11 protein-coding genes are annotated in these 13,526 nt (G+C 66.5%); 4 read left to right on the top strand and 7 right to left on the bottom strand.

The features are described 5' to 3' along the window. Window positions 1–180 precede the first annotated feature (180 nt). Window positions 181–531, top strand: a complete 351-nt coding sequence (locus BBA01S_RS28740; RefSeq protein ID WP_027819468.1) for a DUF4148 domain-containing protein — start codon at window positions 181–183, stop codon at window positions 529–531. Between the two features lie 287 nt (window positions 532–818). Here BBA01S_RS28740 and BBA01S_RS28735 read toward each other — a convergent pair whose 3' ends face one another. Then, a complete protein-coding gene (locus tag BBA01S_RS28735; RefSeq protein ID WP_027819467.1) occupies window positions 819–1,262 on the bottom strand; it encodes a CBS domain-containing protein in 444 nt (147 codons plus the stop codon). Window positions 1,263–1,572: 310 nt separating this feature from the next. Between BBA01S_RS28735 and ribA the strand changes: the two genes are divergently transcribed. The 3 genes from ribA to BBA01S_RS28720 all read left to right on the top strand — a co-directional run bounded on the left by ribA (window position 1,573) and on the right by BBA01S_RS28720 (window position 7,210). Then, the gene (ribA, locus tag BBA01S_RS28730) at window positions 1,573–2,220 is read left to right on the top strand and encodes a GTP cyclohydrolase II (protein ID WP_027819466.1); all 648 of its coding nucleotides are present in this window, start codon (window positions 1,573–1,575) and stop codon (window positions 2,218–2,220) included. A 201-nt stretch (window positions 2,221–2,421) separates the two neighbouring features. Further along, on the top strand, window positions 2,422–4,299 hold the full coding sequence (locus BBA01S_RS28725) for an AMP-binding protein (protein WP_027819465.1): 1,878 nt from the start codon (window positions 2,422–2,424) through the stop codon (window positions 4,297–4,299). A gap of 172 nt (window positions 4,300–4,471) precedes the next feature. Further along, window positions 4,472–7,210, top strand: coding sequence for a LuxR C-terminal-related transcriptional regulator (locus tag BBA01S_RS28720; protein WP_245641620.1), 2,739 nt, complete (start codon window positions 4,472–4,474; stop codon window positions 7,208–7,210). 48 nt (window positions 7,211–7,258) lie between these two features. Here the strand turns inward: BBA01S_RS28720 and BBA01S_RS28715 are convergent, their stop codons facing one another. The 6 genes from BBA01S_RS28715 to BBA01S_RS28690 form a co-directional block, all read right to left on the bottom strand. After that, window positions 7,259–9,106 (bottom strand): feruloyl-CoA synthase, encoded by a 1,848-nt coding sequence (locus BBA01S_RS28715; RefSeq protein WP_042298062.1) that lies wholly within the window; start codon window positions 9,104–9,106, stop codon window positions 7,259–7,261. A 357-nt stretch (window positions 9,107–9,463) separates the two neighbouring features. Continuing rightward, complete coding sequence (locus tag BBA01S_RS28710; protein ID WP_027819462.1) at window positions 9,464–10,288, bottom strand: SDR family NAD(P)-dependent oxidoreductase; 825 nt, start codon at window positions 10,286–10,288, stop codon at window positions 9,464–9,466. A gap of 32 nt (window positions 10,289–10,320) precedes the next feature. After that, window positions 10,321–10,743 (bottom strand): MaoC family dehydratase, encoded by a 423-nt coding sequence (locus BBA01S_RS28705; RefSeq protein ID WP_027819461.1) that lies wholly within the window; start codon window positions 10,741–10,743, stop codon window positions 10,321–10,323. Window positions 10,744–10,757: 14 nt separating this feature from the next. Then, entirely contained in the window at window positions 10,758–11,198 is a 441-nt protein-coding gene (locus tag BBA01S_RS28700; RefSeq protein ID WP_027819460.1) for a MaoC family dehydratase N-terminal domain-containing protein, read from the bottom strand. Between the two features lie 28 nt (window positions 11,199–11,226). Continuing rightward, entirely contained in the window at window positions 11,227–12,417 is a 1,191-nt protein-coding gene (locus BBA01S_RS28695) for a lipid-transfer protein (RefSeq protein WP_027819459.1), read from the bottom strand. A gap of 37 nt (window positions 12,418–12,454) precedes the next feature. Then, window positions 12,455–13,526 (bottom strand): acyl-CoA dehydrogenase family protein (locus BBA01S_RS28690; protein WP_027819458.1); only part of this gene is annotated, 1,072 nt, incomplete at its 5' end.

The raw sequence follows: 13,526 nt of genomic DNA, 5'->3' as shown, positions 1-13,526 counted from the left end.
ACGGCGATCCTTGCGGACGCCGCATTGTTGCTCATAGCGGAACTGTATTTTGGAGAAATAAGTATTTCCCCTGGTCGCCTGTCTTCATAGACTTCTAAGCACTGGCCCGACGCATGACGATCAACGCAGCGATCGATGCAGCACCGAGGCCCGGCACAACAAGCGATGGAGGTAAATATCATGAAGACCCGTACCCTGATTCAGGCCGCGTTCGTCGCGGCGCTCGTGGCCGCACCGGCACTGTCGTTTGCGCAGTCGGTCGACCAGAACAACGCTCCCAAGACCCGCGCCGAAGTGCGCGCCGAACTCGTCCAGATCGAACAGGCGGGCTACAACCCCGCGATCGCCGACGACGCAACCTATCCGCGTGACATCCAGGCAGCCGAAGCGCGCGTTGCGCAGCAACAGGCCGTTGCCCAGACCCAGCCGACCGCCGACACCAGCTACGGCGGCGCTTCGATGGGCTCGTCGCAGTCGGGCGCCCAGCCTGCACAGATTGCGCCGTCGCAACGGGTTTATTTTGGCAACTGAGTTTCGGCAACTGAGCCAATCGAGCCGACCAGGCCAGCCATTGCGCTTTAGCTGATCCCATCGTCGCGGCGTGCCAAAGCACGCGGCCTGCTTGAAGCAGGCCGCGTCCGATATCGCCAGTATTCGACTGTCACGCCCCGACTCGCACCTTCGCGTGATTTTTCATGCGTGGAACCTCCGCCGCCGTATGGTGGCTTCGCCCAACCCGCCCCCGGATTGGGCTTTTTTCGTGGCTGGCCTAAGCGAAGCCTGTGTGCTTGAACATGCGAGCGGGTGCAGTTGCGTCCTCAGGTGCCAGGGCCGCCGGTGATGTAATGCTCCAGCTGCGAGATCGTGAACTGCTGTTCGGCGATGATTTCCTTCACCAGGTCGCCGATCGACACCATGCCGATGAGCTTGCCGTCTTCCATGACCGGCAGGTGGCGCATGCGCCGTTCGGTCATCAGCGCCATACAGTCGTAGGTGGTCTGGTCGAGCTGCACGAAACGCACATGCGGGGTCATGATGTCGCGCACGGCGGTCGTCTTCGAGGAGCGATCCATCAGCACGATCTTGCGCGCGTAATCGCGCTCGGTGACGATGCCGACGATGGCTTCGCCGTCCAGCACCACCAGCGCGCCGATGTGCTTTTCGGCCATCAGGCGGATGGCGTCATAGACGGAATCGTTGGCGCCGATCGTATGAACAACCTGTTCCGGCTTGGATTTGAGTACCTGTGCAACGCTCGTCATAGGGCGACTCCGGTTCGTCCTTCTTGTCGTTTGATCGGTTCGGTTATTGCCCGGCGCGGGGCGCGCCGTTTCCGCCGGGGGAAGAAAGCCATTGCAGTATAGGCGGACGGCCGCGCGCGCGGCGTCGGGGTAAGCGCGGGGTTGGCCCGCGCGCGGCGCTGTGCGGGCATGCTTCATGCCGATCCGGGCTGCCTGGCTTGCGCAGGCTGCCAGAGGTGCGCGGGGCGGCCCAGGCCAAATGGCGGTACACTCCGATTCCTAACTTCAACCCGGCATCGCGCCGGTTTTTGCCAGTCATTTGTTCCAGATCATGCCTACGCTTCAAGAGCCGTCCTGTGCTGACGGCGACAACGCCAACGAATGCGTCGTGCTTGACGCGAGCGCCACGCTGCCGACCCGTTACGGCACCTTCGAGTCCTACGTCTATCGCGTGAAAGACGGCGGCGCCGAACACTGCGCGCTCGTGATGGGCGATGTGGGAAGCGGCGAGCCCGTGCTGGCGCGCCTGCACTCCGAATGCCTGACCGGCGACGTGTTCGGCTCCTACCGCTGCGACTGCGGCGAACAGCTCGATCTCGCGCTGCGCTACATCGCCGCCGAAGGGCGCGGCGTGCTGCTCTACCTGCGTGGCCATGAAGGCCGCGGCATCGGCCTGTCGAACAAGATCCGCGCGTATCAGCTCCAGCAGCAGGGCCGCGACACCGTCGAGGCGAACCTCGACCTCGGCCTGCCCGACGACGCGCGCGAATACGATTCGGCGGCGGCGATCCTGCGCATGCTCAAGGTCAGCTCGGTGCGCCTGATGAGCAACAATCCGAAGAAGTTCGACACGCTTTCGAAGCACGGCATTCCGGTGATCGAACGCGTCGCGCTGGCGATCCCGATGCGCGAGGAAAACGAGCGCTATATCCGCACGAAGCAGGTCAAGTTCGGCCACTACTTCGAAGAAAACGAGTAAGCGGTCATGCGGGCGCTTGCGCCCGTCTTGCGTGCATGTCAATCAGTGGGCGCCTAAAAGGCGCCCAAACAGCCCCCCGTTGCGAGTAGGTGTGCAACGGCGCGCCAGTCTCCACACTCCCTTGGGTCGATGCGTTTCGCCCGACTGTCCCGATTGTCCTGAATCGGCGGTCGGCGGCGCGCCTATCCAGGGGAGCGAGGCATGCAGCAGTCCATCTTCGAGTATCCGCGTGCGCCGCGTTACCGCAGCGCGCGTGTCCCGGCATGGCCCACGACGCTGCGCACGCTGCCCGATGGCAGCCTGCTCCTGTCGTCGCCGGCCGCGCCCGCCGTGCCGCAAAGCGGCTTCGTCGATTCCGCGGCTTGCTGGGCGCAGCAACGCGGGACAGCGACCGCGTTCAGCGAGCGCGACGCCAGCGGCGCATGGCGCTCGATCACCTGGGCCGAACTCTGGCGGCAGGTGAGGGCGATCGCGGCGGCCTTGCTCGATCTCGGCCTGGGCCCGCAACGCCCGGTCATGCTGCTGTCGGGCAACTCGATCGAGCAGGCGCTGCTGCTGCTCGCCGCCGAATACGCGGGCGTGCCCACCGCGCCGGTTTCGCCAGCCTGTTCGCAGGCGGGCCGCGATTTCGCCCGGCTCAAGCAGCTTTATGCCTGCGTGCGTCCTGCCGCGCTCTTCGTGCAGGATCGTGCCGCGCATGCGTCTGCGATTGCGGCGCTGGGCGCGGACGCGGCGCCCGTCATTGCCGTCAACGGCGCGACCGCTAGCCGCTACGCCTGGTCGACGCTCGCAGCGACCGCGCTCACGCCCGCGCGCATCGCCGCGCTCGCTGGCGCGCGCGCGGCCATCCAGCCCGCCGACACGCTGCGCATCCTCTTTACTTCCGGCTCGACCGGCGTGCCGAAAGCCGTCGTCATGAGCCACGCCAACCTGCGCGAAGTGACTGCCTATCTGGCGTTCCTGTTCGGCCCGCTTGCCGATCCGCAGCCGGTGTTTCTCGACTGGATGCCGTGGCATCACACGATGGGCGGCCTGCTCGGGTTTGGGCGCGCGATGGTGACGGGCGCGAGCCACTACCTCGACGATGGTGCGCCGCAACCAGGGCGTTTCGAGCGAACGCTGCGCAACCTGCGCGAGATCTCGCCGACGATGTTCGCCAGTGCGCCCGCCGCGTTCGCGATGCTCGCCGATGCGCTGGAGCGCGACGATGCGCTCGCGCAGAAACTGTTTGCGCGGCTCGTGAGCTTCGGTTACGGCGGAGCGGGCCTCTCGCACGATGTGTGGGCGCGCATCCAGCGCGTCGCCGAACGCACGGTGGGCGAGCGCATCGCGTTTCGCACTTCGCTTGGCGCCACGGAGACGAATGGCATGGGCACGCACCTGGCGTCGCCTGGCGGCGAGCCCGGCAACGTCGGCCTGCCGGGCCCCGGCATCGAAGCGCGGCTCGTGCCGCTCGCGGGCGAAGACGGGCGCTACGAGCTGCGCCTGCGCGGCGGCTCGATCTTCAGCGGCTATCACGAGGCGCCCGAACTGGACGCCGCCGCGTTCGACGCCGAACGCTTCTTCCGCCTGGGCGACGCCGTGCGGCTCGCCGACCCGCGCGACCCGCTGCGCGGCCTGCTCTACGCGGGGCGCATCGCCGAAGACTTCAAGCTTGCCAGCGGCACCTGGGTGCGCGTGGGCCAGTTGCGGCTCGCGCTGCTGGAGCGATGCAGTCCGCTGCTGAACGACGCCGTGATCTGCGGCCACGACCGCGACTATGTCGCGGCGCTGGCGTGGCCGAATCTCCCGGCCTTGCGCGCGCTTGCGCCCGAACTCGACGCGCTGGATGCCGTGATGCTCGTACGGCATCCCATCGTCATTGCACAGTTATCCGAACTTCTGCGCTCGTGTGAACAATCGGGTGCGAGCCTCGTCGTCAGGCGCGTCATGCTGCTCGCCGATCCACCCTCGATCGACGCCGGCGAAATCACGGACAAGGGCTACCTCAACCAGGCGGCGTGTCGTGCTCACCGCGCCGTTCTTGTCGATCGGTTGTTCCTGGACTTTCCCGAGGCCCATATCGCCGTGATCTCCTGATGCAGTGTGGGATTTCTCTGACTGGCCCTGCGCAAGCCGCCGGTTACAATCCGATGGCCTCGCGCCCCCCACACTTGCCGCTCGCGTCCCTATGGATACCTTCCAGACCCCTGCTGGTTTCGAGACATCCGACGTCAATCAAAGGCTGCGGCCGCCGCGGCGCAGCACGCGCGTGATCGGCCGGGAACGCCTGCTCGCGCAGATGACCGAGGCGCGCCGCCATCACTGCGTGGTGCTCGAAGGCGCGGCGGGTTTTGGCAAGACCACGCTGCTGGGGGCGTGGTACCAGGCGCTGTTGCCGTTCAGCTTCGACGTCGCCTGGCTCACGCTTTCGGCGGAACACAACGATCTCGCGCGCTGGCTCGACGACCTGATCACGAGCCTCGGCCAGGTCGATGCAGACATGGTGCGCGAGGCCGCGCTGCTTGCCGGACGCGGCGAGGACGAGCAAGCCACCGAGCGCACGCTGATCGCGCTCGTGAGCGGCATCGGCCGCCGCACGCAGCAACTCGTGCTGATCCTCGACGACGTGCATTGCGTCACCCACCCGGCCATTCACGACACGCTGCAATGGCTGCTCGACTATGCGCCTGCCAATTTCCATCTTGCGATGGCGTCGCGCGCCGCGATTCCGGTGTCGCTCGGCCGCTTGCGCGATCGCGGTCGGGTGCTCGAACTTGGCATTCGCGAACTGCGCCTGAGCGCCGCCGAATCCGAAGCATTCCTGAAGGCCCGGCTCGGCGAGGTCAGCCGGCGCGACGCGCGCCGCATGCACGAGTTGACCGATGGCTGGGTGGCCGGGCTGCAACTGCTTTCGCTGCACCTGGAGCGCAGCCGTCATGCGAAAGGCGCGCCGCGCACCGAATCTCCCGCGCCGATCACGCGCAGCCATTTGCTCGACGCGCGCGGTTACGCCGACTATTTCGAGCGCGAAGTCCTGGTGCATCTCGCCGATGTCGAAGTCGACGTGCTCGCCGCGCTCGCGAGCTGCATGACGTTCTGCGCGTCGCTGGCGGTTGCGTTGACGGCGGGCGGCACAGGGCACGATCGCGCGCCCGAAATGCTGGCGCGCCTCGAAGGCGATCATCTGTTCGTCGAACCGGTGGGCGAGGCGGCGGGCGCGACCTGGTATCGATTCAATCCGCTGTTCAGGGAAACGCTGCTGCTGCGCTTTCGCCAGTGGGACGCGGCGCGGCAACGCGAGGTTCATCGCCGCGCGTGGACGTGGTTCCGCGAGCACGGCCGCCCCGACGACGCGGTGCGTCACGCCGTGCTGGCGGGCGAGGCGGCCGCGGCGGCGGATCTCGTGCTTGAAGTTGCGCCGCAGCTGCGTCTGCGCGGCGAGTTGCGCAAACTGCTGGGCCTCATGCGGCTGCTGCCCGCCGACGAGATCCGCGCGCGCGTGGGCTTGCGGCTCTGGGAGGCGCAACTGCAACTGTTCACGCGCGAGTTCGACGCCTGTGCCGCGAGCCTGCCGCACCTGCTCGCGGACGTGCCCGAGGACGACCGCCTCGCGCGCTTTCGCCTCGCGATCGTGCGTGGCACGCTGGCCGTGCAGCGCGACGACAGCGAGTCGATGTCGGCCATCGTGCCCGACCTGCTGGCCGTGCCCGCCAACGCGGACAGCGTCGGCATCGGCGGGCACAATCATCTGCTGTCGTGGCACGCGATGCATCAAGGCGATTTCGAACGCGTGCGCGACATCCAGGCCTCGGCGCCCGCGCTGTTCGTCGATGGCATCGCGCTCGTCGGCACGCCCTCGGGCGCGCTGTTCAGCCGTTGCGTGATGGGCCTGAGCCATGCACTCGAAGGCCGTTTCCTGCAGGTCGAGCGCATCTGCCGCGACGTGCTCGCGGAAGCCGACCGCCGCGGCAACGAGGCCGTCGAGGCCGCCTGCATCGCCGCCGCGCTGATGGGCGAGGTGCTCTACGAATTCAACGAACTCGACGCGGCGCGGCAGTTGCTTGAAGAGCGCATCGACGTGCTTGAGCGCACCTCGATTCCGGATTCGGTTTTGCGCGTGCTGCGGGTGCTGTCGGCGGTGCAGTGGATGGCCGGGCATCAGCTCGACGCTTTCGCGTGGCTTGAGCGGCTCGAAGAATATGGCTTGCAGAATGGACTCGAACGCCTGGTCGCGCATAGTCTGGCCGATCAGGTGCAGCGGCGCCTGGAATGCGGCCAGCACGGGCAGGCGCAGGCCATCCTGGCGCGCCTGGAGGCGTTGGGCGCGGGCGTCGATCCGACGCTGGCGGGCACGCGTGCGCATGTTGCGGCCCAGGCGGCGCGTGGCCAGATACTGAATGCAATCGCGAACGGCCAGGACGAACGCGCGGCGCAGCAGATCCTGCGCTTGATCGACGTCTGCGACGCTCACGGCTGGCAGCGCGACGCCGCCCATTTCCAGTTGCTCGGCGCGTGGCTCGATCAACGTCGCGGCCAGGCGGACAAGGCGCGGCGGGCGGCCGTGAGCGCCCTGCGGCGCGGCCATCGGCTTGGCTTGACGCGCAGCATGCTCGACGTCGCACCGGACGTGCTCGAACTGATCGTCAGCGCCGCGCAGTCCGATCCCGCCGACGCCGTGCTGCCGTTCTACGCGAGCCGCCTGCAATCGGCGCATCTTGCGTCGCGCGGGGCCTTTGCCTCAAGCGGCGAGGGGGGGCCGCGTCAACAGGCGAGCGCACTCGACCTGCTCAGCGAACGGGAAACCGAAATCGTGCGCCTGCTCGTGCACACGATCCCGAACAAGCGCATCGCGCGGGCGCTGTCGATTTCGCCCGAGACCGTCAAATGGCACCTGAAGAACATCTACGGCAAGCTCGGCGTGTCGAGCCGCGATGAAGCGGTTGCGCTGATCCGCAACCTGCAGCCGGGGAGCGTCGACACCGCCTGGTTCGCCGACGATCTCCCCTGATTTTCACCTGATTCTCACCTGGCTTTCACCCGGTGCTTGCACGCACTTTCACGGCACGCACGCGACGTGCGCGGCGGGCTCGCATCGATACAGCGCTTCGACAAGATGCGCGCGGCGCGCGCGCGTGATGGCCTGGTTCACGTAGCCTTTATCGGCGATCTCGCCTGCGTCGATTGACGGCGGCTCGGCCATCAGCAGCACGCGCTTGACCGTGACGCTCGCGCCGGTGCCGTGCGTCGCGCTCAGGCGCGTGCGAATCGCGTCGATCACGACGGGGTGCGCCACGAGCGTTTCGGCGTCCATCCCGGCCAGTTCCGGCGCGAGCGCGCGGCAGGCGTTCACGTTAGGCCACGCGAGCACGCCGACATAGTCGCGGTCGTGGCCACAGATGACGGCGTCGGTCACGAGCGGCGCGCAGCGTTCCACGAAGCCCAGCCGCACCGCGCCCGTGCGCACCCACGTGCCGTTCTCCAGCTTGAAGTCTTCGGCGATGCGCCCCGCGAACTGCAGCCCGCCGCGGGCGTCACCAGGCGTCGCGAGCCGCACTGGATCGCCAAGCCGGTAAAAGCCTTCGCCGTCGAATGCGGCGGCCGTCATTTCGGGATGCTTGACGTAGCCCGAGAACAGGAACGGGCCGCGCATGCGGATTTCGTAACGCCCGTCGCCGCCTTCGAGCGGCACGAGCTTCACCTCGGCGCCCGGCATCGGCACGCCCAGGTTGCCAGGCACGTCGCTTGGCCAGCCGCAGAAGATACCCAGGCCGCTGGTTTCGGTGCAGGCGAGTCCCGAACAGAACATGACGCGTTCGCCGACGGTGCGCTCGGCCACGGCTTCGATGCGCTCGATCACGTCGCGCGGCAGGCTCGCGCCGCCGTAGCTGAAGATCGCTGCGCGCGCAAAGACGCTGCGCGCAAGCTCGGGGTCGCGCTCCAGCTCGCTGGCGAGCATGCTCCACGCCGATGGCACGCTGGTCAGCGCGACCGGCGAGATTTCACGCAGGTTGCGCACGGTGCGCTCGAACTGGCCCGGCAGCGGGCGGCCATCGTCGATGTAGTGCGCGCCGCCCAGCGCGATCGTGCGGGCGAAATTCAGCAGGCCGCCCAGCCCGTGATGCCAGGGCAGCCAGTCGAGGAAGACCGGCTGCGGCTCGCTCATCGCGCGGAACATATCGGCGAAATAGTCGGCCACGGTATGCATGTTGCCGTAGGAAATGGCCACGCCCTTGGGCACGCCGGTCGATCCGGAGGTGAACAGCACGCGCCCGGTCTGCGCGAGCGTGAGCTGCGCGCGTGCGCTCGCCAGCGTGTCACGCCGCGCGGGCGTCAAGGGCGTGCTGGCCAGGGTCTGCCACGCCGTCTGGCCGGCCCTCGCGCCGTTGACCGCGATCACAGGCACCGGCTGCGCGAGCGTCGTGTCGATCGCACCGATCGCATCAACGGCGCGCGCAAACTGCGCCGCATCCTGCACGAACAGCGCGGCGGGCGGCACGAGTTCCACCACGCCCTTGAGCCGCACGAAGTCCTTGCTGATCAGCGAGTAAGCGGGCGAGACGGGCGCTGTTGGCACACCGGCGTACTCGGCGGCCAGCTGCACGACGGCCTGTTCGAGCGAATTGCCCGAGAGCAGCATCAACGGCCTGTCCGCGCCCAGGCCCATCTCCAGCAGCGCCGCGCCGACCGATTGCACCTGCTGCCACAAGTCGTTCCACGATAGCGTGCGCCACGCGCCATCGCCGTCGCGCTCGGCGAACACGACGGCGTCGCCGCGCTGCTGCGCCCAATGCTGGATGTACTCGGGCAGCCCGTGCTTGCCGCTCGCGCGCAGCGGCGTCTCGCAGCGCAGGATCAGCGTGCCGTCCGGGCGATGTTCCACCGACGTCGGACGCTGCGGAAACATCGACGTGCGCCATGCCCTGCCTGGTTCAATCGTTGCTGTCTGCACTTGTTCTGTCTCCTGATTCTGGCGCGATGCGTGCCGCGCCTTGCTCTCTCGTTTTGCCATTCTGTGGCAAGTGCTTTTGATCCGCCGCGCCACGGCGATGATGTGCTGTAAGCGTGCACGGAGCATAGCAATCCGGTCTACGCGGCCGCTCCCTAGGTTCGACATCTTGAACCGTCTTGTGCTCCATCGCGCCCCCCAGTGTGGGTGGGCATAAGGCAGGTGGCGGTAGCGTGGCACATCGCATTAAATCGCGATAAAAAAGCCCGTTCGAGCGTCACTTCGAACGGGCTTGGTGCACGGCAGGCTGTCGCCTTACTGGATGTTGCCGGCAACGGCGATGGTCTGGCCGGTGATGTAGTTGGACTCGGGCGTGCAGAACAGATAGACGCCGCCTGCCGCTTCTTCCGTCGTGCCGCCGCGTCCCAGCGGATTGCGTTGCGCGTGCGTCTTGAGCATCTCCGGATTCACGCCCACGCGGATCTCGCGCCCGTCGATGGTGACCGTCGAGCCAGCATGCGCATCCGTGCTCGTCATGCGTGTGAGGATCAGGCCGAATGCCACGGCGTTCACGTTCACGTTCAGGCGGCCCCACTCGCGCGCCAGCGCGCGCGTCATGCCGATCATGCCAGCCTTGGCGCCCGAGTAATTGATCTGACCTGCGTTGCCATTGAGCGCCGAAACCGACGAGATGTTCACGACCTTGCGATAGACGTCGCGCCCGGCTTCCTTGTCCGCCGCGTGCAGCGCCTTGATGTGCGGGTAGGCGGCGCGCAGGATGCGAAACGGCGCGGTCATATGGCAGTCCATGATGGCGTACCACTGCTCGTCGCTCATCTTCTGCACGACGTCGTCCCACGTATAGCCCGCGTTGTTGACGATGATGTCGATGCCCTTGAAGTGGCTCATCGCCGTGCCGATAAAGCGCTCGGCGAAATCGGGCGCGCTGACGTTGCCCACGCACGCGACGGCCTGCGCGCCCATCTTGCGCAGTTCCTCCACGGTGGCGTGCGCCGGTTCCGCATCCAGGTCGTTGATGACGAGGCGCGCGCCTTCGCTGGCGAGCTTGGTGGCGATGGCGTGGCCGATGCCGCGCCCCGAGCCGGTGACGAGCGCCACCTTGCCGTCGAGTTTACCCATTGTGTTCTCCTGATGATATCGATGCAGCGTGTCTATTGAAGGGCGATCACCGCGTCGCCGACGATGCGCGGCTCGCCATATTGGTTCGCCGTCTGAAGCTCGACCTTGATGCGCGTTTCGCCATCGGCTTCGAACTTTTCGACCACTTTCCCGGTGCAGGTGATGGCATGGCCAAGCTGCGTGATGCCCACGAAGCGCACGCCAAACTGGCGAAGCTGGCGCTGGTCGACCCACAGCGTGAGCAGGCGGCCCAGCCACGCCATCGACAACATGCCGTGCGCGAACACGTCCGGCATGCCGGCCTTGCGCGCGAAGTCGATGTCGATGTGAATGGCGTTATGGTCGTTCGACGCCCCGGCGAACAGCGCCAGCGTGGTGCGATCGACCGGCGCGAGCGTGAGCGCGGGCAGGGCGTCGCCGACCTGGACGCGCGCGAAAGTCAGTGCCTGGTTCATGAGGTGCCTCCCGTTCAACCGGCGCGATGGACGGTCACGCTGCGCAGGTCTGCCACGTGTTCGCCATGCTGGTTGGTCACGCGCGTCTCGCGCACGATGAAGTCGAGCGCGCCGCCTTTCTTGTCGAAGATATCGGCGATCTGCGTGCGAAAGTGCAGCGTGTCGCCCGCGTAAGCCATGCGGTGATACGTGAACGACTGCTCGCCGTGCAGGATGCGCTCCGGCTTGATGCCCGCTTCGTCGCGCCAGCTATTGGGCGGCGCGAGCATTTCCAGCGAAAAGAGGAACGTGGGCGGCAACGGCAGGCCGGGATGGCCTGCATCGCGCGCAGCGGCTTCGTCGAGATACTCGGGGCGGGTCTCGCCCGTCGCTTTCGCGAAGAAGCGCAACTGGCTCGCGGGAGCCGTGGCGATGAAATCGGCGGTCACGCGGCCGATGAATTTTTTGTCGATCATGGCGTATCGCTCCTGTGCGGCCCCCGCATCACGCCGTCTTCTGGTAGATCGTCACGACGCACGCGCCGCCCAGCCCCACGTTGTGAGCGAGCGCGAGCTTCGCGCGATCGACCTGGCGTTCGTCGGCGTTGCCGCGCAATTGCTGGGTGAGTTCGTAGCACTGCGCGAGACCCGTTGCGCCCAGCGGGTGACCTTTCGACAGCAGGCCGCCCGAGGGATTGACGACCCACGCGCCGCCATAGGTGTTGTGCCCGTCGTGGACGAGCTTCTCGGCTTCGCCTTCATGGCACAACCCGAGCGCCTCGTAGCTGATGAGCTCGTTCTGCGCGAAGCAGTCGTGCAGCTCGATTACGTCGATGTCCTTCGGGCCGACGCCAGCCTGCTCATAGGCGCTATTGGCCGCCGCTTGCGCCATGTCGAAGCCGACCACGCGGATCATGTCGCGCGCGTCGTAGGTGCTGGGCGTATCGGTGGTGAGCGCCTGGCCCGCGATCATCACGTCAGTGCGCAGGCCTTTCTTCTTTGCAAAGGACTCCGAGACGACGATTGCCGCCGCGCCGCCGCAGGTCGGCGGGCACGCCATCAGGCGCGTGAGCACGCCGTCCCAGAGCATCGGCGCGGCCATCACGTCCTCGGTCGTGACGACGTTGCGGAACACCGCGAGCGGATTGCGCGCCGCATGGCGGCTGGCTTTGGCGCGGATCGCCGCGAACGTTTCGAGCTTCGTGCCGTACTTCTTCATATGCATCATGCCCGCGCCCGCGAACTGGCGGATCGCATTGCTGAGTCCTTCCTGGCGGCCGACAAGTTCGTCGACGACTACATTGGCGCGTTCGAGCGCGCTCGCGCGGTCGGTGAAGAACGGCTTGAGCGCGCCTGGCTGCATGAATTCGAAGCCCACGGCAAGCGCGCAATCGACGGCGCCGCTGGCGACGGCCTGGCGCGCGAGAAACAGCGCGGACGAGCCGGTCGCGCAGTTGTTGTTGACGTTGATGATGGGAATGCCGGTCATGCCAACCTGATAGAGCGCTTTCTGTCCGCAGGTGGAATCGCCGTACACGTAGCCCGCATAGGCTTGCTGCACGTCGCGGTAATCGAGGCCCGCGTCGGCCAGCGCCTGACGCACGGCAGTGGCGCCCATGACGTCATAGGTTTCGCTGGCACCCGGCTTCTTGAACGGAATCATGCCGACGCCGGCGACGAATACTTTGTTGCTCATGTCCTGTCTCCTTCGTTAGGGATGCTGAGGTGGTTGATCAGAGCTTGCGCGAGATGAGGTCGCGCATCACTTCGCTCGTGCCGCCGTAGATGCGCATGACGCGGGCATCGGCGAACGCGCGGGCCACCGGATATTCGAGCATATAGCCGTAGCCGCCGTGCAGCTGCACCATTTCATCGAGCGCCTTGCCGAGCGATTCGGTGGCGAACAGCTTGACCACCGCGGCTTCTTCAAGCGTGAGGCGGCGGCTCATGTGTTCGGACAGGTAATGATCGACCATGAGACGCACGGCGATAGCCTGGGCCTTGATATCGGCGAGCTTGAACTTGGTGTTCTGGAAATCCCACACAGTCTGGTTGAAGGCGCGACGGTCTTTCACGTAATTGATCGTGTGCTCAAGGCTCGCTTCGAGCCGCGCGGCCGCGCCGACGGCGATAGACAGACGTTCCTGCGGCAGTTCGCCCATCAGGTAGGCGAAGCCCATGCCTTCTTCGCCAAGGCGGTTCGAGACCGGCACGCGCACATCGTCGAAGAACAGTTCCGCCGTGTCCTGGCCGTGCTGGCCGACCTTTTCCAGCTTGCGTCCGCGCCGGAAACCCGCGCGATCCGCTTCTACGACGATCAGGCTCACGCCTTTCGAGCCCGCAGCCGGATCCGTCTTGCAGATCACGATGACCAGGTCGGCGTTCAGGCCGTTGCTGATGAAGGTCTTGCTGCCGTTAATGACGTATTCGTCGCCCTGGCGCACCGCAGTCGTACGCACGGCTTTCAGGTCGCTGCCGGTGCCGGGCTCGGTCATCGCAATCGCGAGAATGTGTTCGCCGGTGCAGCACTTGGGCAGCCACTTCTGCTTTTGCTCTTCATTGCCGATGCGCGCGATATACGGGGCGATGACGTCCGAATGCACCGCGAACCCCAGGCCGCTCAGGTTCAGGCGATGGACTTCTTCGTTCAGGACGGCCGCGTGGCCGAAATCGCCGCCGCCGCCGCCGTATTCGGTTGGCAGCGTGAGGCAGAGCAGGCCTTCGCGGCCGGCTTTCAGCCAGGTTGCGCGATCGACCTTGCCGGCCTGATCCCATTCCGCCTGCTTCGGCAGGCACTCCTTCTCT

This window comes from Paraburkholderia bannensis NBRC 103871, from assembly GCF_000685015.1.
GTDB lineage: Bacteria > Pseudomonadota > Gammaproteobacteria > Burkholderiales > Burkholderiaceae > Paraburkholderia > Paraburkholderia bannensis.
The sequence above is the reverse complement of the archived record's forward strand: the minus strand, read 5'-3'. Positions and strand labels throughout refer to the sequence as shown.